General features: G+C 65.2%; 22 protein-coding genes and 1 other RNA gene. 12 read left to right on the top strand and 11 right to left on the bottom strand.

Annotation, left to right across the window (positions count from 1 at the left end; translation table 11 throughout):
* Positions 1–25 precede the first annotated feature (25 nt).
* Positions 26–238, bottom strand: coding sequence for a hypothetical protein (locus FHU31_RS09755; protein ID WP_167154297.1), 213 nt, complete (start codon positions 236–238; stop codon positions 26–28).
* A gap of 109 nt (positions 239–347) precedes the next feature.
* On the opposite strand from FHU31_RS09755, the gene FHU31_RS09760 reads away from it, so the two are divergent.
* Positions 348–1,181, top strand: a complete 834-nt coding sequence (locus tag FHU31_RS09760; RefSeq protein ID WP_263988140.1) for a maleylpyruvate isomerase family mycothiol-dependent enzyme — start codon at positions 348–350, stop codon at positions 1,179–1,181.
* Positions 1,182–1,260: 79 nt separating this feature from the next.
* Positions 1,261–1,632: a transfer-messenger RNA gene (gene ssrA, locus FHU31_RS09765) on the top strand.
* Positions 1,633–1,750: 118 nt separating this feature from the next.
* Here ssrA and FHU31_RS09770 read toward each other — a convergent pair.
* Positions 1,751–2,407 (bottom strand): helix-turn-helix transcriptional regulator, encoded by a 657-nt coding sequence (locus FHU31_RS09770; protein ID WP_167157818.1) that lies wholly within the window; start codon positions 2,405–2,407, stop codon positions 1,751–1,753.
* A 249-nt stretch (positions 2,408–2,656) separates the two neighbouring features.
* Positions 2,657–3,955, bottom strand: coding sequence for a glycoside hydrolase family 26 protein (locus FHU31_RS09775; RefSeq protein ID WP_234901173.1), 1,299 nt, complete (start codon positions 3,953–3,955; stop codon positions 2,657–2,659).
* Here FHU31_RS09775 and FHU31_RS09780 point away from each other — a divergent pair.
* The gene (locus FHU31_RS09780; protein ID WP_167157819.1) at positions 3,954–4,982 is read left to right on the top strand and encodes a glycoside hydrolase family 26 protein; all 1,029 of its coding nucleotides are present in this window, start codon (positions 3,954–3,956) and stop codon (positions 4,980–4,982) included. The genes FHU31_RS09775 and FHU31_RS09780 overlap by 2 nt on opposite strands.
* A gap of 53 nt (positions 4,983–5,035) precedes the next feature.
* On the opposite strand, the gene FHU31_RS09785 is transcribed toward FHU31_RS09780, so the two are convergent.
* Complete coding sequence (locus tag FHU31_RS09785) at positions 5,036–7,387, bottom strand: glycosyltransferase family 2 protein (RefSeq protein WP_167157820.1); 2,352 nt, start codon at positions 7,385–7,387, stop codon at positions 5,036–5,038.
* A 619-nt stretch (positions 7,388–8,006) separates the two neighbouring features.
* Here FHU31_RS09785 and FHU31_RS09790 point away from each other — a divergent pair.
* The 3 genes from FHU31_RS09790 (at position 8,007) to FHU31_RS09800 (ending at position 12,561) form a co-directional block, all read left to right on the top strand.
* On the top strand, positions 8,007–8,933 hold the full coding sequence (locus FHU31_RS09790; protein ID WP_167157821.1) for a UTP--glucose-1-phosphate uridylyltransferase: 927 nt from the start codon (positions 8,007–8,009) through the stop codon (positions 8,931–8,933).
* A 186-nt stretch (positions 8,934–9,119) separates the two neighbouring features.
* Positions 9,120–10,241 (top strand): hypothetical protein, encoded by a 1,122-nt coding sequence (locus FHU31_RS09795; RefSeq protein ID WP_167157822.1) that lies wholly within the window; start codon positions 9,120–9,122, stop codon positions 10,239–10,241.
* A gap of 127 nt (positions 10,242–10,368) precedes the next feature.
* On the top strand, positions 10,369–12,561 hold the full coding sequence (locus tag FHU31_RS09800) for an MMPL family transporter (RefSeq protein ID WP_167157823.1): 2,193 nt from the start codon (positions 10,369–10,371) through the stop codon (positions 12,559–12,561).
* Here FHU31_RS09800 and FHU31_RS09805 read toward each other — a convergent pair.
* From FHU31_RS09805 to FHU31_RS09815, 3 genes are read right to left on the bottom strand one after another with little or no spacing between them, the layout of a single operon-like run.
* Entirely contained in the window at positions 12,545–13,678 is a 1,134-nt protein-coding gene (locus FHU31_RS09805) for an acyl-CoA dehydrogenase family protein (protein ID WP_167157825.1), read from the bottom strand. The two genes, FHU31_RS09800 and FHU31_RS09805, sit on opposite strands and share 17 nt — an antisense overlap.
* A gap of 17 nt (positions 13,679–13,695) precedes the next feature.
* Positions 13,696–14,640, bottom strand: a complete 945-nt coding sequence (locus tag FHU31_RS09810) for an NAD-dependent epimerase/dehydratase family protein (RefSeq protein ID WP_167157827.1) — start codon at positions 14,638–14,640, stop codon at positions 13,696–13,698.
* The gene (locus FHU31_RS09815) at positions 14,637–15,887 is read right to left on the bottom strand and encodes an aminotransferase class I/II-fold pyridoxal phosphate-dependent enzyme (RefSeq protein ID WP_167157829.1); all 1,251 of its coding nucleotides are present in this window, start codon (positions 15,885–15,887) and stop codon (positions 14,637–14,639) included. Before FHU31_RS09815 ends, FHU31_RS09810 begins: the two co-directional genes overlap by 4 nt.
* Before the next feature lie 187 nt (positions 15,888–16,074).
* Here FHU31_RS09815 and FHU31_RS09820 point away from each other — a divergent pair, with 187 nt between their 5' ends.
* Positions 16,075–16,659: a hypothetical protein gene (locus FHU31_RS09820; RefSeq protein ID WP_167157831.1), complete on the top strand. Its 585-nt coding sequence runs from the start codon at positions 16,075–16,077 to the stop codon at positions 16,657–16,659.
* On the opposite strand, the gene FHU31_RS09825 is transcribed toward FHU31_RS09820, so the two are convergent.
* Positions 16,644–17,435 (bottom strand): helix-turn-helix transcriptional regulator, encoded by a 792-nt coding sequence (locus tag FHU31_RS09825; protein WP_167157833.1) that lies wholly within the window; start codon positions 17,433–17,435, stop codon positions 16,644–16,646. The genes FHU31_RS09820 and FHU31_RS09825 overlap by 16 nt on opposite strands.
* Positions 17,436–17,511: 76 nt before the next feature.
* On the opposite strand from FHU31_RS09825, the gene ilvD reads away from it, so the two are divergent.
* The 5 genes from ilvD to FHU31_RS09850 all read left to right on the top strand — a co-directional run bounded on the left by ilvD (position 17,512) and on the right by FHU31_RS09850 (position 23,914).
* Complete coding sequence (gene ilvD, locus FHU31_RS09830) at positions 17,512–19,353, top strand: dihydroxy-acid dehydratase (RefSeq protein WP_167157835.1); 1,842 nt, start codon at positions 17,512–17,514, stop codon at positions 19,351–19,353.
* Between the two features lie 247 nt (positions 19,354–19,600).
* Complete coding sequence (locus FHU31_RS09835) at positions 19,601–20,521, top strand: glycosyltransferase family 4 protein (RefSeq protein ID WP_263988141.1); 921 nt, start codon at positions 19,601–19,603, stop codon at positions 20,519–20,521.
* Positions 20,518–22,182, top strand: coding sequence for an alpha-glucosidase (locus FHU31_RS09840; protein ID WP_167157837.1), 1,665 nt, complete (start codon positions 20,518–20,520; stop codon positions 22,180–22,182). Before FHU31_RS09835 ends, FHU31_RS09840 begins: the two co-directional genes overlap by 4 nt.
* Before the next feature lie 223 nt (positions 22,183–22,405).
* Positions 22,406–23,059, top strand: a complete 654-nt coding sequence (locus tag FHU31_RS09845; RefSeq protein WP_337788763.1) for a proteasome-type protease — start codon at positions 22,406–22,408, stop codon at positions 23,057–23,059.
* Positions 23,060–23,107: 48 nt separating this feature from the next.
* Positions 23,108–23,914, top strand: a complete 807-nt coding sequence (locus FHU31_RS09850; protein WP_090355323.1) for a transglutaminase-like domain-containing protein — start codon at positions 23,108–23,110, stop codon at positions 23,912–23,914.
* A 16-nt stretch (positions 23,915–23,930) separates the two neighbouring features.
* Here FHU31_RS09850 and FHU31_RS09855 read toward each other — a convergent pair whose 3' ends face one another.
* The 3 genes from FHU31_RS09855 to FHU31_RS09865 all read right to left on the bottom strand — a co-directional run bounded on the left by FHU31_RS09855 (position 23,931) and on the right by FHU31_RS09865 (position 25,555).
* Positions 23,931–24,671: an SDR family NAD(P)-dependent oxidoreductase gene (locus FHU31_RS09855; RefSeq protein ID WP_167157839.1), complete on the bottom strand. Its 741-nt coding sequence runs from the start codon at positions 24,669–24,671 to the stop codon at positions 23,931–23,933.
* Positions 24,672–24,734: 63 nt separating this feature from the next.
* On the bottom strand, positions 24,735–25,094 hold the full coding sequence (locus FHU31_RS09860; protein WP_234901175.1) for a nuclear transport factor 2 family protein: 360 nt from the start codon (positions 25,092–25,094) through the stop codon (positions 24,735–24,737).
* A 32-nt stretch (positions 25,095–25,126) separates the two neighbouring features.
* Complete coding sequence (locus FHU31_RS09865; protein ID WP_167160856.1) at positions 25,127–25,555, bottom strand: MarR family winged helix-turn-helix transcriptional regulator; 429 nt, start codon at positions 25,553–25,555, stop codon at positions 25,127–25,129.
* Positions 25,556–25,731 lie beyond the last annotated feature (176 nt).

Genomic DNA, 25,731 nt, shown 5'->3' on the forward strand with positions numbered 1-25,731 from the left:
AAGATAAACCAGTGCGGGCCCCCGGTCAGTGCTGATTGACCTGGGTGTTCACCTTGAGGACCGGTCGTCCCGGCGGTTCGGGCTGCGGGTTGAAGCCATGGCTCTCGGCCGGGGTCACGTGGCCCGTGAGTCCGGGCGGTTCCGGCTGGGGGTTGAACGCCGAGGCGGTCCCGGACGCGATGGCCAGGCTCGCGATGGCGAGACCGGTGGCGAGGACTACTTGCCTGAAGCTGTGCATTTCGGGCCCTTTCGGTGGGGTGGTGAGGCGAGCCTGCACGGCGGCGCTTGGCGCATTCTTGGCGTGGTTTTCCGCCCGATCGGGGCCGTGGCGACGTAGCGTCTGCCCCGTGAGCCGCCCCGTCACCGTGTTGCCCAAAGCCGAAGTCGTGCCGGCGCTGTTCGGCGTCTGGGCCGATATCGACCGCCTGCTGGACGGACTTCCCGAGGTGAGGTGGCAGGCACGGGTGCCGTTGCCCGCCTGGCGGGTGCGCGACGTGGTGGCCCACGTCCTGGGTACCGAACTGCTCCTGCAGGGGGAGTCGGCGCCGCCGGCCGAGGTGTCCGGCCTGACCCATGTACGCAACCCGATCGGTGAGATGAACGAGGCCTGGGTGCAGCACCTCGGTGCGCTGACCCCCGATCGCTTGTTCGCCCGGTTCCGGGAGGTCACCGCGAAACGGCGGGCCGAACTCACGGCGATGTCCACCGAGGAGTGGAACGCGGTGATGGCGACACCGGTGGGGCCGGAGACCTATGGCCGGTTCATGCGGGTACGGATCTTCGATTGCTGGATGCACGAGCAGGACATTCGGGCGGGACTGGGCCGGCCGTCCACCGATGAGGACCTGTCCTGTCCGGGTGCCCGGATGGCGCTCGACGAGATCGCGGCGGGCATGGCCCGTGTCGTCGGCAAGCAGGGTAAGGCGCCTGCCGGATCACGCGTGTTGTTCTCGTTGACCGGGCCGCTGTCGCGGGAGATCCGCGTCGCCGTCGATGAGCGTGCGGCCGTGGTGGAGGAGTTCGACGGTGACCCGACGACGGTGATCCGGATGGACGGGCTGCAGTTCACCAGGCGTTGCGGGGGCCGGTCGTTGGCGGTGACCAGGCCGGACGAGGTGGAGTACGACGGAGACGTCGAGGTCGGGGAGCTGATCGTGGCGAACCTGGCGTTCGTCATCTGACCTGGAACATTTAATCGCTGGCCGTCGTTGAACAAAGCGCTATGATTGATCGTCCTGCCGAAACTCGGCGGGGATGCGAGGGGCTGAACGGTTTCGACTTCGCGCATCGAATCAAGGGAAGCGTGCCGGTGCAGGCAAGAGACCACCGTAAGCGTCGTTGCAACCAATTAAGCGCCGATTCCAATCAGCGCGACTACGCCCTCGCTGCCTAAGTAGCGACTGCGTGTCTGTCAGACCGGGAGCGCCCTCGGCCCGGACCCTGGCATCAGCTAGAGGGACCCACCCACGGGTTCGGTCGCGGGACCCGTGGGGACACCAAACAGCGACTGGGATCGTCATCTCGGCTTGTCTGCGTGACCGAGAGATCCGAGTAGAGGCATAGCGGACTGCGCACGGAGAAGTCTTGAGGGAATGCCGTAGGACCCGGGTTCAATTCCCGGCAGCTCCACAAGAGAAGGCCAGGGCACACAAGCCCTGGCCTTCTTTCGTATGCGGATCGGTCCCGCGCCGCGACTGCCGCCCAGACCTCCGGGCGCCGTCGCAGGCGATCCACTGACGCGGAATTGCGTCTACAACTCGTAGACGTCGACCAATCCATCCTGGACGGCCCGTGCGATCAGGGCGGCCTTGGTGCTGGCCGATCGTCCCACCGCGGCATACTTCGCCCGGATCCGCTGCAGATGTGAACTCACCGTGGCGCGTTCGATGGCCAGCCGTTCGGCGACATCCTCCTTGGTGCTGGCGTGACACCATGCGATGAGGACCTCGGATTCCCGATGCGTCAAGCCCGGCGACGCGACGCTGGCCGGGCTTGACGCCGGAGCGTACAACTCCGACGCCGTGCACGTGGTCACCGCGGTGTAGCCCGACGGTCGGCGGTCTCCCGCGACGAATGCGGCAGCCCCGGCGTCAAGATAGTGCAGCACGGCATCATCGAGAAGGGTTGTCCCGAAGAGTATTACGCGGTGCCCGGCAGACGAGATTCGTCGCGTGGCCGCGATATCCGCGTCGTCGTCATCGCAGGTTCGCGCAACGAGTACAAGGTCGATGCGAGTGGTGGCCGACAGAGGTGAACCTTCGAGAAAGTCGCTCAGGGTCGTGTACACGGCCGACACCGTGGCCGGGGCGCCGACCTCCTCCAGCCACCTGTAGATGCTGGTGTGGGACCGCTGCGTCGGTGGGCACACGATGACGACCGATAAGTGCGACCGATGGTCTTCGGCCATACCCACTCCTTGGCTCACACCTGAACACACTCACCCGTGCAGGTTCCCGCGGCACCCAACCAGCGATGGACGTGGCCGGTGCTCACCCTCGGCACTGAAGGAAGAGTGGTGGTGGTTCGCTATGTTTCAACCTCATGATGACATATCACCTCATTTCCGCACGTGAGTAGTGGACTACCTAGATGCGCTTTTGAATTGCTCGTTGTGCCACGTCTCGACAGGACCCCGATCGTCCGGTGACGGTCGACGTCACTCGCAGGCATCGACGGAGTCCGCGTAGTGCAACCAATCCGGCAGGTCGGCAACGAAGGCGTTCTTGATGGCGGGCGCACCTGCCGCGCGCCAGTCCACCCAGTCGTTGATCTCGATCTCGAACTTGCGCCATTCGAACCAGTTGATCATCTTGAGCTGCGGAAAGCGCCGGCGTGTCTCCGCCGAGAACACCTGACGCCACCATGCCTGTTTGACATCCAGTTCGGACTGGCCGCTGCGGGACGGGGTGAAGATGGCGGCTGTTTCCACGATGGCGACCGGCTTGTGGTGCTGCACTCCGTACACCTGGTAGAAGTCGGGCACTCCCAGGTCGTCGCCGGCTGTTCCGTCGTACGTGCCGGTCAACATATCGATGAACTTATGGGGCTCGGTGATCTCGTTGTTGCCCCACGGCCGTCGGTTACCCCAGTGGTAGAGCGACACGCCAACCCAGTCGACGTAGGCGTCGCCGGGATAGTAGGGCTCGTAGGAGTCGTCAGTCATGGTCAGTACACCGTCGTGGTCGGTGTCGAGTTCGTGATAGACCTCGGTGCCGGGCGCGGCGGCGAACTTCCCACCCGAGAATGGGTACCCGCCACCATAATTCGGCGCCCACATCATGGCCGACCCCGGCGCGATATGGTGCACGGCATCAGCCACCTGACGGAAGACCGCCTTGTAGTGGTCGGGCTGTTGGCCCCAGGCGTACCAGGATCCGTTCATCTCGTGGGCAAACCGCACGATGACGGCGACACCGCTGTTGTTCAAATCGAGGAGGTCATAGGCGAGTGTCCGAATCACCTCGGGGCTCACCGTATCGAGTCCACCGTGCGGCTCCAGCGTCAACAGCAATGCCCCACCGTTCTCTTTGATCTGGCGGGCAGCGCTTTTCGTGTGTTCCCAGGTCGGCCGGTCGTACGGGATGTCGGAGAATTCCACCGCCATCGCCGGGGCATGCCCCAGGTTCGCTCGGTGCTCACCGAGTGTTTCGGACTTCCAATCCAGGTTGACGCCGAACAGCACGCCGTCCTTCGGAATCACCGCACTGGCATTGCTGACTTTGCATCGTCCGAGCAGCAGCTGCAGGGGCCTGATCTGCGGTTCGATGACGATGACCAGGATGACGCCCAGCAGCATGGCGATCAGCGGCACCACGACATTCTGGCCGCGCCGTCGACGACGGGTGGGGTGGGCGACGAACTCCGGTTCCTCCCCGTCGTGACGGGCCGAGGTGTCACTGTCCTCGCCCGGTCTAGGGAATGTGCGAACTCCGTTGTCGTGCATATCATGTGTCATGCCCAGCGCCTTTCATCGACACAGGTCGAATGACCGGACGAAAATCCGCGACATTGCGTTTCGTCGGCCGAGGTTCTCGCAGTTGACGTTGCCTGTGACTGTCTCCGTACTTGCGGTGCTCACCGGCTGTGGGCATGACACCTCCCCGGCGGTCGCCGGGGAGCGTGCGTCCCACTGGATCGACTGGGGTGTCTTCCTGCCCGACGACGGGGCGCCGTCCAGCAATCTGTGGACCGTCCGGGAAATGACCGGCTCTCAGCCGCGTTATGTCATGCGGTTCGCCGCGCTCGACGACCGCACACCGATTCCCGAACTCAATGTCATCGCGAGTTCCGGTGCGCAACCGATCATCACCTTGGAGCCTTGGCAGCCGGGCGCGGGTGTAGACCAACCAGAATATGCGCTGTCGCATATCGCTTCTGGTGATTTCGATCCTCAGATAGACACATGGGCGCACAACCTCGCAGAGTGGGGCCAGCCCGTCGTGCTGCGTTTCGCGCACGAGATGAACAGCGATCACTATCCATGGTCGGTCGGCGTCAACGGCAACTCGGCGCAGGACTACCGCGCGGCGTGGACTCATGTGCGGGAACGCTTTTCGCGTGCACGGGCGAGCAATGTGTCGTTCATGTGGTGCCCCGATGCGCCAGGGGAGGGGTCCAACGACCTTGCCGGCGCCTATCCCGGTGCGGAGTCGGTCGACTTGTTGTGCCTGGATGGCTACAACTGGGGTGACGGCAGCGGGCATACATGGCGCAATCCGGAACAGATCTTCACCGATGGTCTGAACCAACTTCGGGCATTGGAAGGAAATCGTCCGATCGTGATCGCCGAGACAGCCAGCGTCGAGGGACCGCAGTCGGGCACCGACAAGGCCGCTTGGATCAACAAGCTGTTCGAGTTCCTCAGCCGCGAGGACCGGGTCGCTGCCGTGGTCTGGTTTCAGATGGACAAGGAGCGTGATTGGCGCCTGAATTCGTCCGGCCAATCCCAGGAAGCCTTCAAGCGGGCCCTCGCCGACCGGTAACGGCCATGATCGACAGTTCATCTCGGCGTCGGCATCCGTCGATGTTCTTGCCGTCACCTCGGGCCGGACATGATCGTGGATTGGCGGTGTGCCCCGCGGCCACGCTGTGCTGGGCCTCTGCGCCACGGACCGTTCGCGTATGCCGAGTCGGCGGCCTCTTCCGGGTCACCGTGCAATCGCGTCACGTGTGACAGCGCCATCGTCTCGTAGGCCAACGCGAACGAGCGAGAGTCGCCGAAGATTCTGAGATCGCCGCCACTGGTGCGCAGCAGCCGAAGCAGGTCCACGACAACGGCCACGGCCGACGGGGTGATGGTGCGGACGCCGGACACATCGACAAGGACGACCGGTGCACCGTCGAGGACGCTCTCCGCGACGTGAGAACGCAATGCCAACGCCGCGACGGCATCGAATCTGGCTGCCGCATAGAGGAGGATGGCCAACTCCGCGCCTGCTGCCCGGACCGGCACGTTCGCGGCGGGGGGTGTCGGAGCGTGGCATGGCTGGCTGGCGGCGGTGCTTCCAGCGATGGTGGGATGGTGGATATCGACGATGACGTCGCGCACCTCATCGGTCAGCGCCCGCGGGAACGGGCTGTCGATGTGGCCGGGCCCGCGGTACCGCGCGGCGCGCGTCATGGCCGACAGCAGCACGATATCGATGCCGACCCAGATCAGGGTGATGATCGAGGCGAACAACGGACGTTGACCGTCGGCCGCTTGGATGGCGCCGTACCCGCCGGCGAGCACCAGGGCCGCCATCGCGATCAGTTGCGGGCGGATGTGCCGTAGCCCGATACCTGTTGCTTGCTTGGTCTTTTGGGTGACGGCGAAGGTCAGCGTCTTACCGAAGAACGCCGCACTCGCCCCGGCAATCGTGGCCTTAATCCAGGTCGGGAACAGCGCGAACGACATCTGCTGCCCGCGCCATAGCCCTCGGGAGCGATTGCCGGCGACGACGAACAGCGTTTGCGAGCACAAGAAGAACGGCATGAAGTACACGAAGAACGCGATCGAGTCACATCTGATCGGGAAGATCCCGCTGACCAGGAACACCATCGGCGCCGCGATGTACACGACAGCGGCAAACCCGTTGAGATAGCTGGTCATGGTGGCCAGGTACATCAGGCGCTGACCGATGGTGAGTCCACGCAGCAACAGCGGATTGTCGGAGAAGAAAACCTGCATGGTTCCGGTCGCCCAGCGTTGGCGTTGGGAGAGCATGGTCCGCACGTCCTCGGGAGCAAGCCCTTGGACCAGCACCTCGTGGTGATAGACGCTGGCCCAGCCCAGCGCATGCAGGTGCATCGCGGTGGCCATGTCCTCGGTGATGGATGACGTGACGATCGGATCGATGGCCAGTGCCCGGTCGGTGCGGGCCACTTCTGCTGCACCGAGAGTGTCGGTGATCGCATCGATTACGGGCTGGGGCAGCATGTCCGACAGGGCGATGCTCTTGATCTGGCGACGCAGCACGTAGGTCACGTCGGCGAGCACGTCGCCACGGCGGACCCGCGCCTCGGCTTCGACCAGCAGCCCGACCGCACGCCGGCCGATGATCTGCCCGATGTCGCCGGGGAGATGGATGTTCACGGCCGCCTGTACGCGCCGGCGCCCATCGTGTAGCGCCTTACGAACGCGTTCTGCGGCTGACCGCGAGAACATGGTCAGGCCAAGCGCCATAAGAGCTTCGCGACGCAGGACGGCGTTGGATCCACAGAAGAACGCCGCACCCCAACCGTCCTTACCTTGCTGGATGGGACCGTAGAACAGGTCCGCACCGCTGCCGAGGGGATCAGATCGCGGTACGTTCCAGAAACGTTGCGGCGTTTGGACGAACGCGACCTCTGGATCGTCGAAGTAGCCCAGGACGCGGTCAAGGAACGCGGGATCGGGGACCTGGTCAGCATCGAAAACAGCGATGAACTCGCCGGATGTGCGGAAGAGCGCATTGTTGACGTTGCCCGCCTTGGCAAATCGAGGTCGTCCATCCCAGTCAGGACCACGGACGATGTAGCCCACGCCGATCCGCTTGGCCGCGTCGGCGAACTCCTGCCGATTGCCGTCATCGAGAATCCACGTCTTGTGCGGGTAGGTCATGTCGCGCGCCGCGATCGCCGACGTGAGCACGATCTCGAGTGGCTCGTTGTACGTCGCGATGAAGACGTCGATGGTCCGACCGCGCGGCGCCGGCGGGGGAGCGGGTCGTCGGCGAGAGTTCCACATGGTCACGCCATAGAGCACGGATTCGCCGAAGCTGTAGGTCTCTGCCAGCACCAACGGAATGGCAATCCACCAGGCGCCCCAGGCGATGGTCGACGACCACCGCCACACCATGTAGGTCCCGCCGAAAGCCACGACCAGCAGTGCCAGACAACGTACGACCAAGAGTCGGCCACTAGTCATTCTGAGCTCTTTCCATCTCGATATTAGAGTTGCCAAAATCGCACAACAGCTAATTGTTTGTCATTTATCGATAGTGTCATATCGACGTTCAACTGAATTTGAGTATTCGATGCGACGCCTATCGAAGTAGTCCTATTCTGCTCATGAAATCAGAGCGTTCAAGCGTATTAATCGCCCGCGCCGTAGAATCGTAAGGCGCGCAAGACGGTAATTCATCGAGATATTCGAGCCGAAACGTTTTGGCGGCCGTGAATCCCGAAGTTCCCCCGGGCGTTCACGAAGGCATGAGGCATTACCTGCAGAAATATGTCCGTAGCAGCAGTCCTCCCCGTGGAATCCGCGTGATCGCACATACCCGCAGTCCCCTTTGATTGCGCTCGCAACAATCACCCCCAATCAAGGCTCGTCGCCTCGATTAACTTATACAAGCCTGCACATGGACCCGCGCGACGAGATAAGGCCATAATCTGTGATGTGCATCACGAAAGGCGATATCGATGCCGATATTAGTACGTATGACGTCATACGATTGAACGACTCAGTGATACGAACGTACTAATCACTGAAAATTTACTGGGAGAGATAAGCCGCGCCGAGGCTTTTCGGTTATCGTTCACCCATGTCAGCGCCACAGGTACTGCTGCCCCGTACCGCCGTAGTTCCCGCTGCAGGACTCGGCACCCGCTTCTTGCCCGCGACCAAAACTGTGCCGAAAGAACTTCTTCCCGTGGTCGACACGCCAGGAATTGAGCTGGTTGCCGCAGAAGCCGCCGAGGGCGGCGCCGAGCGACTCGTCATCATCACCTCACCCGGGAAGGACGGAGTGGTAGCACATTTCGTCGAGGACCTTGTCTTGGAAGGCACTTTGGAGGCCCGTGGGAAACACTCGATGCTGGAGAAAGTCCGTCGAGCCCCCGCGCTGATCAAGGTCGAAGCGGTTGTTCAGCATGAACCGCTGGGTCTCGGGCACGCGGTGTCGTGTGTGGAACCGCTGCTCTCGCCCGACGAGACTGCGATCACTGTTCTGCTGCCTGATGATCTGGTATTCCCGACGGGCGTGCTCGAAACGATGATGGCGGTCCGCGAGGCTTTCGGCGGATCGGTGTTGTGCGCGATCGACGTACCCCAGGAGGATATCGGGGCGTACGGCGTCTTCGACGTCGCTCCGATGCCGCCGATCATCAATCCAGATGTTCTGCGGGTCAAAGGAATGGTCGAGAAGCCCGCTCCGGGAACGGCGCCTTCGAACTTCGCGGCGGCGGGCCGCTACCTGTTGGATCGCGCAGTCTTTGACGCACTGCGGTCTACACCTCGCGGAGCCGGAGGCGAAATCCAACTCACCGACGCCATTGCGGGGATGGTGGCGCAGGGACACCCCGTCCACGTTGTGGTACACCGGGGCGCGCGCCACGACCTGGGCAATCCCGAGGGGTATCTCAAGGCTGCAGTGGATTTCGCGCTCGATCGCCCGGACTACGGACCAGGGCTTCGGAGTTGGCTTCTCACGCGACTGGGAATCACCGCAGCGGTCGCGGTGGGGGCGTGAGCCGCGTCGACTGATCGTCGAGGCGGCGCGATCGTGAGTATGGCTGAGTGCCGGGGGACAGGGGGTCAGATGAACGGTCGGTCTGTCGCGGCGTTCGTGGTGCTTGTGATGGTTTCCGTGGTGGCCTGTGCGGCCCACGGTGAGTCGTCGGATGTGCCTTCGTGGCGTGATCACACGGGTGAAGGGGTGTGGCAATCAGACGATGTCAGTGCCTCGACCGGGGCGCCCCCGGCACGCGGAGCGGCCCTGGCCGGGTATGCGTTCGAGGCGCAGGGCACGCAGCACATCGTCTACGTCGGAGCGCAGGATCGGCACTTGTTGGAGCTGTGGTGGAACGTCAACGGTTGGCATTTCGCCGATCTCACCGTCGCCGCGCGCGGGGTGCCCGTCGCGGATCAGTCGGCGGTGTACGGCTATGCGTTCGACGGACAGATGACCGAGCACATCATCTTCGTGGGTGTTGATGGCCATCTTCACGAAATGTGGTCGGATGCCGGCCAGTGGCACAGCGGCGACCTGACGCTGGCCACGGGTACCGTCCCGCCCGCGCTCGGCCCGGGGAGCATCTCCGGGTATGTCGCGGCGGCGAGTGGGTCCCAGCATGTGGTGTTCGTGGGTGTTGACGGCCATATCTATGAGCTGGCCTACGGCCAAACAGGCTGGTATGCCACCGATCTCACTGACCTCACGAAGTCTCCGTCACCCGCGCCGACGGGTGAGCTCAGGGCGTACGCCTTCGAGAGTGAGGGAACTCGGCACGTTGTCTTTGCCGGTGTCGATGGTCGTCTGCACGAGCTGTGGTCGGGTGGTGCCGGGTGGCAATCCAGTGATCTCAGCAGTGCCACCAACACGCCGAGTCCGACGAGTTCTGCGGGAAATCTCGCCGCCTACACCACCGCGGCCACCCGAACCCAGCACATCGTGTTCACCACCGTGGACGGGCGCGTGCTGGAACTGTGGTCGGGGCGCACCGCCGGCTGGCACGTCACCGACTTGAGTCCGGTCGCACCCGCACTGCCCGCGCGTCGTCTCAGCGGCTATGCCTTCGATCGGCAGGGCACCCAGCACATCGTGTACGTCGGCGCCGACGGGCGGCTCTACGAACTGTGGTGGACCGACGGCTGGCATGCCGGCAACCTGACCGCGGCCACCGGGGATCCTCCGTGTGGACCAGACGTCATCGCGGGATACACCTTCGAGGCGCAGCAGACGCAACACGTCGTCTGTATCGGTGTCGCCGACGCCCACATCCACGAGCTGTGGTGGGGTCCGCCGACCGGTCAGGCTCAACAACCGGCGGTGCGCTGATGCCGGCGTAGACATCTGCCTGCGGCTCACGTCTGTCAATGGGTCCGGTTCATTTCCTTCGCGACTCGCCATTCGCTGCGTCTGAGTTCCCACAAATGCGGCGGCCACGTCGCGTAGCGTCCGAAGCGTGCTGTCTTTGCTGGCCCGCGTGGTCATCGCGGCCCCGAAACGGGTACTTCTCGCGGTCGGGCTGCTGACGATCATCGCCGGGGTGTGCGGTGCCACGGTCACGGAGCACCTGGGCGCTGCCGGCTTCCAGGACCCGAGTTCCGAATCGGCGCGGGGGACCAAGGTGCTCACGCAGAAGTTCGGCCAGGGCGATATGGACCTGACCTTCGTGGTGCGAAGCTCCGTCGGGGGCAGCGTCCTGGAACCGGCGGCCGTGACGGCCGGTCGCAAGCTCGTCGCGGACCTACGGGCCACCCCGCATGTCAGCGGTATCGAATCACCCTGGGACGGTTCCCCCGCCGGTCAGGGTTTGCTCAGCGCCGACCGCAGGACCGCGGTGGTGATCGCGCAGATCACCGGGGGCGAGAACGACGCGCCCAAGAACGGCAAGGACGTGGCCGACACGGTCACCGGTGACCGTGACGGTCTCACCGTGCTGGCCGGTGGCACGGCGATGGTGTCCGCGGAGATCAACGAGCAGTCCGAAAAAGACCTGCTCATCGCCGAAGCCATCGCGCTGCCACTCTCCCTGCTCGTACTCATCTGGGTGTTCGGCGGCGTGTTCGCTGCCCTGCTCCCGCTCGTGGTCGGCGGTATGGCCATCGTCGGCACCCTCGGGATGCTGCGCGGAATCACGCTTTTCGCCGATGTGTCGATCTTCGCGCTCGACCTCACCACCGCGATGGGTCTGGCACTCGCGATCGACTACACGTTGCTCCTGGTCAGCCGGTACCGGGAGGAGTATCAACTGGTCGGTGATCGCGACGAGGCCCTGCGCCGGGCAGTGGCGAAAGCCGGTCGCACGATTCTGTTCTCGGCCTGCACGGTGTTCCTCGCGGTGGGCGCGCTCGCGGTGTTCCCGATGTACTTCCTGCGGTCGATGGCCTATGCGGGCTGCGGCGTGGTGGCGCTCGCCGGCCTCTATGCCGTCGTCGTAGCCCCGGCGGTGATCACGCTCCTGGGCGACCGGATCGAGTCACTCAACATCCGCACGGCGATCGGACGGGAGACCATAGACCCGGACATCCGGCACAGCGTGCTCTACCGGACCGCCACATTCGTCATGCGGCACGCGATCCCGTGCGCGCTGGCCGTGATCGCGCTGCTGCTGATTCTCGGCGGCCCGTTCCTCAGTGCGCGGTTCGGGCTCCCGGATGATCGCGTGTTACCCGCGACCGCGCAGTCACGCCAGGTGGGGGATACGTTGCGTGCGGAGTTCCCGGGCAACGCCGCGGTTGCGACCTCGATCGTCATTCCCGATGCCCGCAGCCTGACCGACAGCGACATCGCCGCGTATGCCGCCGCGTTGTCCAACGTGCCCGGTGCCGTCGCGGTGTCTGCGCCGAAAGGCTCCTACGTGCACGGCCGCGTCGTCGGCCCCCCGCTGTTGCCGACCGCGCTCAAGGACGGCAGCCTGTGGATCTCGGTGGCGATCGAGCATCCGTCGTCGGACTCGTTGTCTCGGGCGGAACTCGACCGGCTGCGGGCGGTGCCCGTGCCGCACAGCGCCGAGGCGCTGTTCACCGGTGCCAATCAGCTCAACCAGGACTCGGTGGATGAGATCGTCCGGCTGCTGCCCGCGGTCCTGCTGCTCATCGCGGTCACCACGTTCGTGTTGATCTTCCTGCTCACCGGCAGCCTCCTGCTGCCGGTGAAAGCGTTGGTACTCAACACGTTATCCCTGTCGGCGACGCTCGGAGCACTGGTGTGGGTGTTCCAGGAGGGGCATCTGGGCGGCCTCGGCACCACACCGACCGGCACGCTGGTCGCCGATGTGCTGGTGTTCCTGTTCGCGATCGCGTTCGGGTTGTCCATGGATTACGAGGTGTTCCTGCTGTCCCGGATCCGCGAGCACTGGCTCGAGACGGGCAACAACGACGAAGCGGTGGCGCTCGGGATCGCCGGTGCGGGCCGGGTGATCACCGCGGCCGCGATTCTCATGGTGATCGTCTTCGCGGCGCTGTCCAGCGGCCAGGTCGCCTTCATGCGGATGGTCGGCGTGGGACTCGTGCTCGCCGTCGTGGTCGATGCGACGCTGGTGCGGATGGTGTTGGTGCCGGCCGTCATGAAGCTTGCCGGTAAATGGAATTGGTGGGCTCCCGCACCGCTGGCGACGTTGCACACCCATGTGGGTATCAGCGAGTCAGGCTGATCTCCCCGGCCAATTCGTGGTCGAGCAGGAAGGCGCCGGATTCGCGCAGATTCGGCGGGTGGAACGAATACGCCGAGATACACGAGGACAGGTACGCGATCTCGGGGTCGGTGGCGAAGGCGACGCCACCGACCTTCGCCACCAGGCGGGCCACGGCGGTCTGCAGCTGGTCGCGCAGGCCGAGCCGGATCCACAACAGGTCGGCGAACAGGTCGTCGCTGCGATCGCCGGCGTCGTAACGCGCGGCGATCATCCGCAGTGCGCGCCACACCCCTTCGACCGGCGAGAACAGTTCGACGAAGTCGGCCGGAGTGAAGTCGTCGCGGGCGGCCAGTTTGAGCGCGAGCCGGGTTGCCGCGCCGACGTAGCCGGCCGTGATGATCAGACCGAACAGGACGTAGCCCGACTTCTCGTTACGGCCGTCGGGATCTTCGATGTCGCTGATCATCATCAGCTCGTTCGGCACGAAGACGTCCTCGAACACCACCGCGTGGGTCTGCGCACCCGACAGGGGTGCGCTGGTCCACAGCGGGGTGACGCTGAGCCCGGGGCTGCCGTTGAAGATCACGGTGATGGCCCGCTGTTTGGTGTCATCGAGCAGCACGCTGGCCATCACACAGTCCATACTGTCGGCGAGGCTGCACGGCTTCTTCTGTCCCGTCAGCGTGTATCCACCGTCGGCCGGGCTGGCCCGCATCGTGGGGCGGAAGACGCTGCCGGCGATCGTGCCCTCCGAGAAGCCGGAAGCGAAGACCGTGCGGTTCTCGATCAGCGATTTGATCAGGCCGACGGTCTCCTCGTCGGCCGTGTTCGCGAAGTCGGCCAGCCCCGCCACCGACAGGTAATGCATGGTGGTCGCCGCCGCGAGGGAGGGGCTCAGATAGCCGACACCGCGTTGCAGCTCAAGGGTTTCCACGCAGGTCGCACCCAGTCCGCCGAGGGCACTCGGTGCGGTCAACCGGGGTCCGTCGTGCTCCTTCCAGAGTGCGACGACGTTGGTCGACGGGTCCTCGGCGGCCATCAGGCCGAGCTCCTCCAATGTGTCGGCGAGATCGGGCAGGTGATGACGGACGGCTGCCACGTGTGACAGTCGCGCGTCGAGTCCGGTGCGGTCCATGTGCGGGTCCTTGCTCGTCAGGTACGAATGAGGTAGCGCTGGAGCGCTTCTGCGGAACTGGCTGACGGTTTCCAGGCCGTCGTGGTGCGAAGCAGTCGGGAATCGAGTAGCGGGTCACCGCGTGTCACCCAATGCCCGGAGAACGGTGAAAGGTGAAGCCGGAAAGCCAGATCGGCACCCGGTTTCAACAGGCGTACCGGACCGCCGATCAGCCGTGCGCCGTTCATCGAAGCGATCTCCTTGACAGTCGTCTGATCTGTCGGGGCGATGTTGTAGATGCCGGTCAGGCCCTCGGTGAGGATCGTGGCGTAAGCATCGACCAGGTCGGTGTCCCAGAGGAATTGGTAGAACGAGCGGGCCGGCTCCGGGTAGACAACCGTTTTGGCCAGGAACGCTTGCAGGCCCGAGTTGTCGAAGTGCTCGCCGACGATGTAACACGGCCGCGCCACCGCCAGTTTCGTGCCGCCCTCGCCAGAGTGTGTCCAGTACCAGTTGGCCAGGTGTTCCAGCAGTGCCTTGTGATAGAAGTAGTAGTGGTCGGGGTTCTGATCGCCGGCGGGATAGCTGTTCTCCGGCAATCGTTTTCCCGTACCGCAGGCCGCGACGCCGAGGGCGTTCGCGCTCGAGGTGAGAATCAGGTGGCCGATGCCCACCCGGTTGGCTTCGGCGAGGAGGGTTCGCGTCGCCACCACGTTGACCTGATAGGCCCGGCGTTTGTCCCTGGGTTCCTCCACGCAGTAGGCCAGGTGGATCAGTGCGTCGTACCCGGCGACCGCGTCGAGGTCGACATGGTTGCTCAAGTCGAGGAAGGCTTCGCGCACCTTGGGGTGCGCCACCTTGACCGGCCGGCGGCCGAGGACGGTGACCTCCTTGATGTCGTCGTTCTCGACGGCCCACGTGAGCATGGACCGTCCGAAATCTCCTGTCCCACCCGTGATGGCGAGGCGGAGGCCTTCGCTCATACGGCCGCCAAGGCCCAGGACAATTCCGCGGTGAGCACGTCGGCGCAACGACGGACATCGTCTTCGCTCAGTTCCGAGGTCATGCAGACCCGCAGTATCGGCTCGCCCATGGGCACCGCCGGATAGATCGCCGGTGTGACGAACACGCCCGCATCCCGAAGCTGGTTCCAGCTCAACGCAGTCCGCATCTCGTCGGACAGCCGGATGGGGATGATCGGGGACCAGTCGGGGCCGAGGTCGTCGGGTCGCTGGAGTGCGACGTCCAGGGGCGCAAGGAGGTCGCGCATGAGCCGCGAGTTGCGTTCCAGGCGACGCCGGCGCCGGCTGCCTTCGTCGCTTCGGATGATGTCGATCGCCGTCGCAGCCGCGGCCATCGCGCCCGGTGTCGCGGAGGTGCTGAACCAGAATGATCGCGCGCTCAGCCGGATCTCGTCGATGAAGTCGCGCGACGCTGTGATGAATCCGCCGAGGCCACCGATCGCTTTCGACAACGACCCCATCAGGATGTCGACGTCCTTGGCGACCTCGTTGCGTTGCGTCAAACCGCCCCCGGTCGGTCCGAAAACGCCGATACCGTGCGCTTCATCGACCATGAGCAGCGCCCCGGCGTCCTTGCACGCATCGATGATCCGCTCCAACGGGGCGGTCGAGCCTTCCATCGAGTAGAGCGAGTCCACGATGACCAGAATGCGGTGATATCGGGTACCGGCATGGCTGCGCAGGGTCGCGGCCAGGGACTCGGCGTCGTTGTGCTCGAATTTGGCTTCGACGGCCCGGCTCAGACGTACTCCGTCGCGGATCGACGCGTGAGCCAGGGAGTCCACGACCGCCAGGCAGTCGTCGCCGAGCAGCGCCTGGATGGTGCCGACGTTGGTCTGGTAACCGGTGGTGAAGACGAGGGCCTCCTCATGGCCCAGCCATGCCGCGATCTGCTGTTCGAGTGCGACATGCAGCCGGTATGTCCCGTTGAGCAGACGGCTGCCGGTGGTACCGGTGCCGAATTCGTTCGTCGCCTCGACCGCCGCGGCGACCACGTCCGGATGTGTCGACAAGCCGATATAGGAGTTGGAGCCGAGCAACACGCACTGCCGCCCCCGGATGCCGACGCGCGGCGTGTCGACGGAGTCGATTTGCTGGAAGAACGGCAGTTGGCCGGTCGAGGCAAAGTGGCGCACCAGCTCGATTCGCTGCCCCACATCCTTCGCAATATCCCCTGTTTCTGCGAATTCCTGCAGGTCGTGATCCATGGTTCCCCTCCAACGATCGGCTATGGACACTGACGAGCGTTCACCGAACTCACGTCACCGAAGTAATTCGGGTTCAATGCCGCCGCGGATTGCTCGGAACTCGGAGAATCTCGATCTGACGCGGGTGTGCGGACGAGGACGCGCAGATGCGCACGCGTCTCGGCGGCGGCTCTGCCACGCTGAGCCGGTGGACCTGATGTGGAGCGTCGTGGCGTTGACGGTCGCGACGTTTACCGTGCTGCTCGCGGTGCGCCGGGTCGTCATGGTGGTGAGCGGGCTGGTGTTCGCCCGCTATGTCGCCGTCGGCGGCCTGGCGGCGTTCTCCGTCGACCGCGACGGCGATGTCTGCCGCGTCCGGTTCGAGGTGGGCGGGCCCGGCGTCTTCCACAACGTGACGATGCAACTGTTCGGTGGTGACGGACCCGACCCGCCCGCGGCGCGGCACACCATGGCCGCAGGGGACCGCCCGATCGAATGGACTGTCCACGCCGGGGCCCCGGCGTGGGTGCTGGTGACGTGGGTCCGGCCATACCTGCAGGGCGTCGAATCCGAGGCGCTGGCGCATGTGGTGCAGACCGGCCGGCTCTACGAGTGGCGGTGGTACTCGGAGACGACCCGCTATGTGCGCACGGTCATCCGGTTCGTCGGCCGCCGCTGGTCGCTGCCCGGCGCCGACCTGGCGCTGTACGGGCGGTGGCGTCGGACCTCGTCGAACTCGGCGGAGGATCTGGTGGGGCCCGATGACACCCCGCCGCCTCACGCCGGCGTGTAGACCACGATCTGGAACTCCGGCTGATCCGACGGCCGCAGCTGGTGGTGCTCGTAGGTGACGGCGCCGAATTCGGGGTGATGGAAGATCCGTTCGCGCGATTCGAAGCCGCGGATATCGTGGCGTTCCCAGCCGGCGCGGAATTCGGGGCTGGCCTCCGACAGTCGCGCCACCAGGTCCAGCAGGGCGGGATCGCCCAAGCGCGAACCGATTTCGGCACGGAACTCGGCGAGGAACCGCGAACTCGTCACGTGCCAGTCGTCGAGCAGATCTCGCACCGCGGGGTCGGTGAACACCACCCACAGCAGATTTCGCTCGGTCGGTGCGGTGGTAGCCACGTTGGGGTAGAGACGTTGGTAGGCGCCGTTCCAGCCGGCGATGCCCCACTCCGGGGTCAGCGCGTAGGCGGGATTTTCCCCGATCGCGTCGAGGAAGCGCTGCAGGTGCGCCGGCACCGTCGACACCTCATCGGCCGAGGCCGCGGGCAGCGGAGCGAACCCGGCCAGTCCCAGCACGTAGCGGTGCTCGGGAACGCCGAGGCGCAGCGTGCGGCTGACGGCGTCGAGCACCTGGCGGGACGGATTGATATCGCGGCCCTGCTCCAGCCAGGTGTACCAGGTGACGCTCACCCCGGACAGATAGGAGACTTCCTCGCGGCGAAGCCCCACCGTGCGACCCCGCCCGGCGGGCGGCAGACCGAAGTCCGTGCGGACCAGACGTTCGCGGCTGGCACGCAGGAAGGCACCGAGTTCGGCGCGGCGATCCTCATCGGTGGGCACCTGCCAAGACTAGTACTGTCACTACTAGTAGTGACGGCGTCTTCCCAGGTGAGGCTCCCCGCCCGACAGTAGGAGCATGATCCCGCTGCGTTCCCGCACCGTCACTCATGGTCGCAACATGGCCGGTGCCCGGGCCCTGCTGCGCGCCGCCGGCGTCGCCCGCGAAGACTTCGGCAAGCCCATCGTGGCCGTGGCCAACAGCTTCACCGAGTTCGTGCCAGGGCACACCCACCTGCAGCCGGTCGGACGGATCGTGTCCGACGCGATCCACCGGGCCGGCGGCATTGCGCGCGAGTTCAACACCATCGCCGTCGACGACGGTATCGCCATGGGGCATTCCGGCATGTTGTACTCGCTGCCCTCGCGTGACCTCATCGCCGACTCGGTGGAGTACATGGTCGAGGCGCACAAGGCCGACGCCTTGGTGTGTATCTCCAACTGCGACAAGATCACTCCCGGCATGCTGATGGCCGCCTTGCGGCTGAACATCCCGACGGTCTTCGTCTCCGGCGGCCCGATGGAAGGTGGCCGCGCCACCCTGGTGGACGGCCGGGTGCGCACCGGCCTGCACCTGATCGACCCGATGGCCGGCGCGGCCGACCCGAACGTCTCCGACGAGGACCTGGCCCGGCTCGAGGAGGCCGCCTGCCCGACCTGTGGGTCCTGCTCGGGAATGTTCACCGCCAACTCGATGAACTGCCTGGTCGAGGCCCTCGGGCTGGCGCTACCCGGCAATGGCTCGGTGCTGGCCACCCACACCGCGCGACGCGCCCTCTACGAGAAGGCCGGCGCCGCCGTCCTGGACCTCACCACGCGGTACTACGGCCACGGTGATGTCTCGGTGCTGCCACGCGCCATCGCGTCGCGGTCGGCATTCGAGAACGCCATGGCGATGGACGTCGCGATGGGTGGATCCACCAACACCATCCTGCATCTGATGGCCGCGGCACATGAGGCGGAACTGGACTTCGTGCTCGGAGAGATCGACGAGATCTCTCGCCGCGTCCCGTGCCTGTGCAAGGTCGCCCCCAACGGGGCCTACCTGATGGAGGACGTGCACCGGGCCGGTGGCATCCCCGCGATTCTGGGCGAGCTGTACCGGGCCGGCCTCCTCGCCAAAGAGGTGCATGCGATCCACGCCACGAACCTCGACGAGTGGCTCGACGCCTGGGACATTCGCGGGCTCAATCCCTCCGCGGAAGCCGTCGAGCTGTTTCATGCCGCCCCGGGTGCACGGCGCAGCGCCACTGCGTTCTCCCAATCCGAGCGCTGGGAGAGCCTGGACACCGACGCCGCGCACGGCTGCATTCGCGATGTCGCGCATGCCTATTCGCCCGACGGCGGGCTGGCCGTGCTCACCGGGAATCTTGCGCCCAACGGGGGTGTGGTCAAGACCGCCGGTGTCGACGCGAGCGTGCTGACTTTCGCGGGCCCTGCGGTGGTGGTGGAGTCGCAGGAGGAGGCCGTCGACGCCATCCTCGGCGGCCGGGTCACCGCCGGCGATGTGGTGGTGGTCCGCTACGAGGGCCCACGTGGCGGACCGGGCATGCAGGAAATGCTGTATCCCACCTCGTTTTTGAAGGGCAAGGGGCTGGGCAAGGCGTGCGCGCTGATCACCGACGGCCGCTTCTCCGGCGGCACGTCTGGGCTGTCGATCGGTCACGTGTCACCGGAAGCCGCGGCCGGCGGACCCATCGCCCTGGTGCGCGACGGCGACCGCATCGTCATCGACATCCCCTCGCGGGCGATCACCCTCGATGTCTCCGACGATGAACTCGACCGCCGCCGTGCCGAGCTCAACGGCGTGTACCGACCGCGGGACCGGGATCGCCCGGTGTCGAAGGCGTTGCGGGCGTACGCGCTGTTGGCAACGTCGGCGGATCGGGGTGCGGTCCGGGAGATCCCGGCCGACGTCTGACAGGTCCTCCCGCGTCGCGTGCGTGCGGTTTCGTCGGCGACGCGCCGCGACGGGCCGCCCAATTCGCACAATTGCGCGTAGGCGGTGCGCCGAGGGTCCCGCGTAGGCTCGAGTCATCACCACTTGTGAACGTCTCACGGTCCGCGACCCCCTCCGTATTGCTGTCCTGGCGCCGATCGCGTGGCGGACCCCACCGCGGCACTACGGGCCGTGGGAGCAGTTCGCATCGCTGCTCACCGAGGGGTTGGTGGCCGCCGGCCATCACGTCACCCTGTTCGCGACCGCCGACTCGCTCACCTCTGCCGAGTTGCAGGCCACGACGCCCACCGGCTGGTCCGAGGACGCCGGCATCGACGCCAAGGTCGCCGAGTGCCTGCACATCGCGTCGGTGTTCGAACGCGCCGGCGATTTCGACATCATCCACAACGGTTTCGACTTCCTGCCGCTGACCTACAGCGAACTGGTCGACACCCCCGTCGTCACCACCATTCACGGGTTCTCCTCGGAGAAGATCGTGCCCGTCTACCAACGCTATGACGGAGCAGGTGCGTACGTGTCGATCAGTGACGCCGATCGCCATCCCGACCTGCACTACGCCGCCACCATTCACCACGGCATCGATATCGACCAGTTCGCGGTCCACCCGAGCCCGGGGGAGCACCTGCTGTTCTTCGGCCGGATCCATCCGGACAAAGGCACCGCCCATGCCATCGAGGTCGCCCGCCGATGCGGGCGCCGACTCGACATCGCCGGAATCATCCAGGACGAGGAGTACTTTCGCGATGCCGTCGCGCCGCACCTCGACGGCGACCAGGTGCGCTACCTCGGGGCCGTCGGTGCCGACAGCCGTACCGAGGTGTTGGGCGGCGCGCATGCGCTGCTGCACCTGATCGACTTCGATGAGCCGTTCGGTTACAGCGTCGTCGAGTCCATGGCCTGTGGCACGCCGGTGATCGCGCATGCCAGGGGCTCGATGGGCGAACTGATCGAGCACGGCGTCACCGGTTACCTGGCGGCAGACATGGACGCCGCGGTGGCGGCGGTCGACGCGGCAGGCGGGCTGGACCGCGCCAAGATCGCCGAGTGCGCCGCGGCGCGCTTCTCGGTGTCGGCGATGGTCGACAAGTACGTCGATGTCTACCGCGACGTTCTCGGCGCCCGGGCGTGAATGCGGCGTGGTGGAAAACCGCTGTCGTCTATCAGATCTACCCCCGCAGCTTCGCCGACTCCGACGGCGACGGGATCGGTGATCTGGGCGGGATCATCGAGCGGCTGGACCATCTGCACGATCTCGGCGTCGACGTCATCTGGTTGTCCCCGATCTACCGCTCACCCCAGACCGACAACGGATATGACGTCAGTGACTATCGCGATATCGATCCGCTGTTCGGCACGCTCGCCGACTTCGACGGGCTGATCGCCAAGGTGCACGCCCTGGGGATGAAACTGGTGATGGACCTGGTGGTCAACCACACCTCCGATGAGCACCCGTGGTTCGTCGATTCGCGATCGGCACGCGGAAACCCCAAGCGGGACTGGTATATCTGGCGAGACGCCCGCGGTGGCGCGGTGCCCAACAACTGGGAGTCGTTCTTCTCCGGGCCGGCCTGGCAGTGGGACGAATTCACCGGCCAGTACTACCTGCACCTGTTCGCCCGTAAACAGCCAGACCTCAACTGGGCGAACCCCGATGTGCGAAAAGCCCTGCGGGACATGATGGTGTGGTGGCTGGACCGCGGGGTCGACGGATTCCGGATGGACGTCATCAACTTCATCTCCAAAGCCGACGGGCTGCCCGACACCATCTCGCCGCAGCAGCGCTTCGTCGTCGGAGACGCCGTACACACCTACCTCGCCGAACTCGCCGACACCGTGTTCGATGGCCGCGCCGGGGAATTCCTCACCATCGGTGAGATGCCCGGTGTCACAACCGAAGAGGCACGGCTCTACACCGATCCGGCGCGCGGTGAGCTGGACATGGTGTTCCAGTTCGAGCATATGTCGGTCGACCAGCGCCCGGAGAACAAGTTCGACGATATCGGTCTCGACCTGGTCGCTCTGAAGACCGCGTTGCACCGGTGGCAGTCAGCACTGGCGGATGTCGGGTGGAACAGTCTTTACTGGAACAACCATGACCAGCCGCGTGTGGTGAGCCGGTTCGGCGATGACCACCCGGACCACTGGGCCGCCTCGGCCAAGGCACTGGCCGCCGTACTGCACGGGATGCGGGGTACCCCGTTCGTCTACCAGGGTGAAGAGATCGGAATGACCAACTACCCGTTCCGTTTTCCGCAGGAATACGCCGATATCGAATCGGTGAACTACTTCCGCAGCGTCCTCGACCAAGGCTGGGATTCGGCAGCCGCGCTGGCCGGACTGGCGAAGATGAGCCGCGACAACGCCCGCACCCCCATGCAGTGGGATGCCGGACCCCACGCCGGATTCAGCTCCGAAAAGCCTTGGCTGCCGGTCAACCCCAACCACAGCTGGCTCAACGTCGCAGCGCAGACAGCGGCAGCGGATTCGGTACTCGCGCACTATCGCGCCCTCATCCGGCTTCGGCACGAGCTGCCCGTGCTGGTGGACGGCGATTTCACGCCCGTGATGGCCGATGACCCGCAGATCTGGGCCTATACCAGGGCGACTGCGCAGGAAAAGCTGCTGGTGATCGCGAACTGCGGGCGCACCACGCGAACGGTGGATGTCGGCCTCGAATGGATGTCGGCTGAGTTGGTGCTCGGCAACGTGTCCGGTACTGCGGCCGCGCTGACATCGACCTCACTCGCTCTGTCGGGTTGGGAAGCCCGGATCTACTGCCTCGGCTCCTGATCGGCGGATGGTCGGCGTTCGGCGTACAGTGAAGGAATCAAAGGTGTTCGGCGGGGTGAACTCCCTGAGGTACTGAGACCTGCGTCTGCCACGAGTCAGATTCACCCGTTCCGACGAAACGGGTAATTCACATGTGTGGCAGGGGTATCTCGTGACGTACTGCATCGGCGTGATGCTGAACGACGGACTCATCTTCGCCTCTGATTCCCGCACGAATGCCGGCGTGGACAACGTCGCCAAGTTCTGCAAGATGACGGTGTTCGAGATTCCCGGCAATCGGGTGATCGTGCTGCTCAGTTCGGGGAATCTGGCCGGCACCCAGGCTATCGTCAGCGTGCTGACGCAGCGGTGCGCGGATGGCGCCGCGACCACCAATCTGCTCGGCGCCACAACGATGTTCGACGTCGCTCGGCTGGTCTCGGATGCGATGCGCGAGACCGAGGAACGCGATGCGAAATACTTGAACGGCAACGCGGTCGGGTTCAACGCGTCGTTCATCGTCGGCGGGCAGCTGGCCGGTGAACCGATGAGGCTGTTCCGCATCTATGCGGAGGGCAACTTCATCGAGGCCGGGACGGACACGCTGTTTCTACAAACGGGGGAGACGAAGTACGGCAAGCCGATCCTCGATCGTGTCCTCGCACCGGACACGTCGCTGGCTGATGCCACGAAATGTGTTCTGGTTTCCTTTGATTCGACCATGCGCAGCAACTTATCGGTGGGAATGCCGATCGACTTCCTCAGTTACGAACGCGACAGCCTGGTGGTGCGGCGGCGGCGATTCGACGACGAGGACCCGTACTTCACCGCCGTCGGGGAGGCGTGGAGCGAAGGTACCCGCGCGGTGTTCAGCAGGCTGCCCGAACTTCATTGGTGATGGGCAGCAGCCCTGCGCGAAAACTAGCTTGAGAGATCGCGAGACAATATGAAAATCAACGTCGGCTTCGAGATGATCTTCGAATGCCCCAAACCCACCCCGATGATCTTCAACCTCAACGTGCATTACACCCGAGTCTCGGATCTCCTCGGCCGTGACGCACTGATGGTCGACCCGCCGGTGCCGATGAAGGCCTACCGCGACGACTTCGGCAATTGGTGCACCCGCATCGTCGCGCCGACGGGACGCAGCCGGGTCAGTGCCGACGCGACCGTCACCGACAGCGGGCTGCCCGACGCACTGGTTCCCGGGGCGCGCCAGACAGCCGTGGAGGACCTACCCGACGACACACTGATCTTCCTGCTCGGCAGCCGGTACTGCGATACCGATCGGTTGTCGCAGACCGCATGGGACCTCTTCGGGCAGACACCCACCGGCTGGGACCGCGTGCAGGCGATCTGTGACTACGTGCACCGCCACATCACCTTCGACTATGAGCAGGCGGACAACACGCGGACGGCGCTGGAGGCGTTCACCGGACGGGTCGGGGTGTGTCGGGACTTCACCCATCTGGCCGTCGCCTTCTGCCGGTGCATGAACATTCCGGCGCGGTACTGCACCGGCTATCTGGGCGATATCGGAATGCCCCCGCCCTATGGCCCGATGGACTTCGCGGCCTGGTTCGAGGTGTTCCTGGACGGGCAATGGCACACCTTCGACGCACGCAACAACGTGCCGCGCATCGGCCGAGTGCTGATCGCCCGCGGACGCGATGCCGCCGATGTCGCGCTCAGCAACGCGTTCGGGGCCAATACCTTGACGGGTTTTCGGGTGTGGACCGACGAGGTCGGCTGAGCCACGCGGCCGGCCGTCAGACCTGAATCTGCCCACCGTCGACGGCCAGCTCTGCGCCGGTCATGAAGCTGCTCTGGTCCGAGGCCAGGAACAGGACGGCTGCGGCAATCTCCTCCGGCTTGCCGACCCGCTTGAGCGGCAGATTGGCCGCCATACCGTCGAGCAACTCCTGCTGTTGATCGGCGGGCGCCAGGCCGGTGAGGCCCGGGGTTTCGATCGGTCCGGGCACGATGGTGTTCACCCGGATCTTGCGGTCGGCCAGCTCGGCGGCCCAGGTGCGGCCCAGCGAGCGGATGGCCGCCTTGGACGCGGCGTAGAGCCCGAACGCCGGCATACCTTCGGAGGCGGCGGTGGAGCCGGCCAGGATGATGGAGGCGCCGTCGTTGAGCAGCGGCAGCGTCTTCTGCACGGTGAAGACCGTGCCGGCGACGTTGCGGTCGAAGTTGTCCCGGTAGTGCTGCGGCGTCACGTCGGCGAGGGTGGCGAAGTCGCCGCCGCCGGCATTGGCGAAGACGATGTCCAGGCCCGCGCCGTGCGCCGCGATCTCGGCGGCCAGGGTGTCGAGTTCCTCGGGCTTGCTGATATCGCTCTGTACACCGTGGGCGCCGATCGACGCGGCCGCCGCGTCGAGGCGGGCGCGGTCGCGGCCGGTGATGAAGACGTAGGCGCCTTCATCGGCGAGCCGTTTGGCGGTGGCCAGGCCGATGCCTGAGGTCCCACCGGTGACCAGTGCTGTCTTGCCGTCGAGCTGTCCCATGATCGGGCTCCGTCCCTATGTGGTTCGTGCGGTTCGCCCGCTACAACATAGGTGATACATCACCTATTCCGGTGTGAGTACCGTCCACAGTCTGGCGATGTGGTCATCGATGATCTCGGCCACGTCGAAACCCGATGCCACGGCGGTGTCGTCCGGGGTGCGCACCTCCCAGGCCAGGAATCCCAGGCCGCGGGTCCCGCGGACCGGCCCGGCCTTCACGAAATGCAGACCGGGAAGCTTTTCCTGCAGTTCAGCGGCCTTGGTATTGAGTTCGTCGTGGCCGGTGGCGATGCCCTCGTCATCGAGCCACTGCACGTCAGGCGCGTACGTCGTCGCGATCGCCGCGGCGCGGCGCTGCGGGTCCCGTTCGTCGAACACGGCCAGCAGATTGGCTTCCATCAGCCGGGTGATGATCTCAGTCATGACGCTCCTTTAGGTGATTAATCACCTAAATACTAGCCCGGCGCGGGCGGGAGCGAGCTGTTGTGATTGAGGTTGACGTGAATGTGCTCCAGCGCCGCGGTGAACGGGGCGAGCAAGTTGTCGGGCAGGGGATCGAAGAACAGCCGTCGCACCAGGTCGACGTGCCGGGGCGCGGCTTCCTCGATGGCCTGGCGTCCGTTCGGGGTGAGCACGACCTTGGTGATGCGCCCGTCGTCGGCGCTGGGCCGGCGTTCGGCAAGACCGCGTTCTTCCATGCGGCGCAGCTGATGTGACAGTCGGCTGCGTTCCCAGCCGATCTGCGCGGCAAGATCACTGACCCGCATGCCCTCGTCTTTCGCGCCGCTCAGCGCCACCAGCACGTCGTAGTCGGCCAAGGATAGATTCGAGTCGGCTTGCAGCTGGCGGTTCATTTCGTAGCTCATCCGCAGTTGCACGCGCATATAGGCCACCCAGGCGCGTTGCTGCTTGGGCGTCAGCCATTCCTGCTTTGGTGATGTGTCCCGCTTCTTCGGCACCTCATGAGTATGACCCGATATTGCGCCCGAGTCTGGGAAGTCCAGTTGACACGCGATGCTTTGACGGACTAGGTATATTACGCGTGACTGCGCAGATGTAG

Origin of the sequence: Mycolicibacterium fluoranthenivorans (assembly GCF_011758805.1) — a bacterium.
Lineage (GTDB): Bacteria > Actinomycetota > Actinomycetes > Mycobacteriales > Mycobacteriaceae > Mycobacterium > Mycobacterium fluoranthenivorans.

Coding starts and splice junctions, on each gene's coding strand:
- FHU31_RS09775 (WP_234901173.1), bottom strand. CDS start 3,955: ATGACACATGATATGCACGACAACGGAGTTCGCACATTCCCTAGACCG.
- FHU31_RS09780 (WP_167157819.1), top strand. CDS start 3,954: ATGCCCAGCGCCTTTCATCGACACAGGTCGAATGACCGGACGAAAATC.
- FHU31_RS09810 (WP_167157827.1), bottom strand. CDS start 14,640: ATGAGCGAAGGCCTCCGCCTCGCCATCACGGGTGGGACAGGAGATTTC.
- FHU31_RS09755 (WP_167154297.1), bottom strand. CDS start 238: ATGCACAGCTTCAGGCAAGTAGTCCTCGCCACCGGTCTCGCCATCGCG.
- FHU31_RS09815 (WP_167157829.1), bottom strand. CDS start 15,887: ATGGATCACGACCTGCAGGAATTCGCAGAAACAGGGGATATTGCGAAG.
- FHU31_RS09860 (WP_234901175.1), bottom strand. CDS start 25,094: ATGACTGAGATCATCACCCGGCTGATGGAAGCCAATCTGCTGGCCGTG.
- FHU31_RS09785 (WP_167157820.1), bottom strand. CDS start 7,387: ATGACTAGTGGCCGACTCTTGGTCGTACGTTGTCTGGCACTGCTGGTC.
- FHU31_RS09855 (WP_167157839.1), bottom strand. CDS start 24,671: ATGGGACAGCTCGACGGCAAGACAGCACTGGTCACCGGTGGGACCTCA.
- FHU31_RS09850 (WP_090355323.1), top strand. CDS start 23,108: ATGAAAATCAACGTCGGCTTCGAGATGATCTTCGAATGCCCCAAACCC.
- FHU31_RS09790 (WP_167157821.1), top strand. CDS start 8,007: ATGTCAGCGCCACAGGTACTGCTGCCCCGTACCGCCGTAGTTCCCGCT.
- FHU31_RS09865 (WP_167160856.1), bottom strand. CDS start 25,555: ATGCGCGTGCAACTGCGGATGAGCTACGAAATGAACCGCCAGCTGCAA.
- FHU31_RS09770 (WP_167157818.1), bottom strand. CDS start 2,407: ATGGCCGAAGACCATCGGTCGCACTTATCGGTCGTCATCGTGTGCCCA.
- ilvD (WP_167157835.1), top strand. CDS start 17,512: ATGATCCCGCTGCGTTCCCGCACCGTCACTCATGGTCGCAACATGGCC.
- FHU31_RS09805 (WP_167157825.1), bottom strand. CDS start 13,678: ATGGACCGCACCGGACTCGACGCGCGACTGTCACACGTGGCAGCCGTC.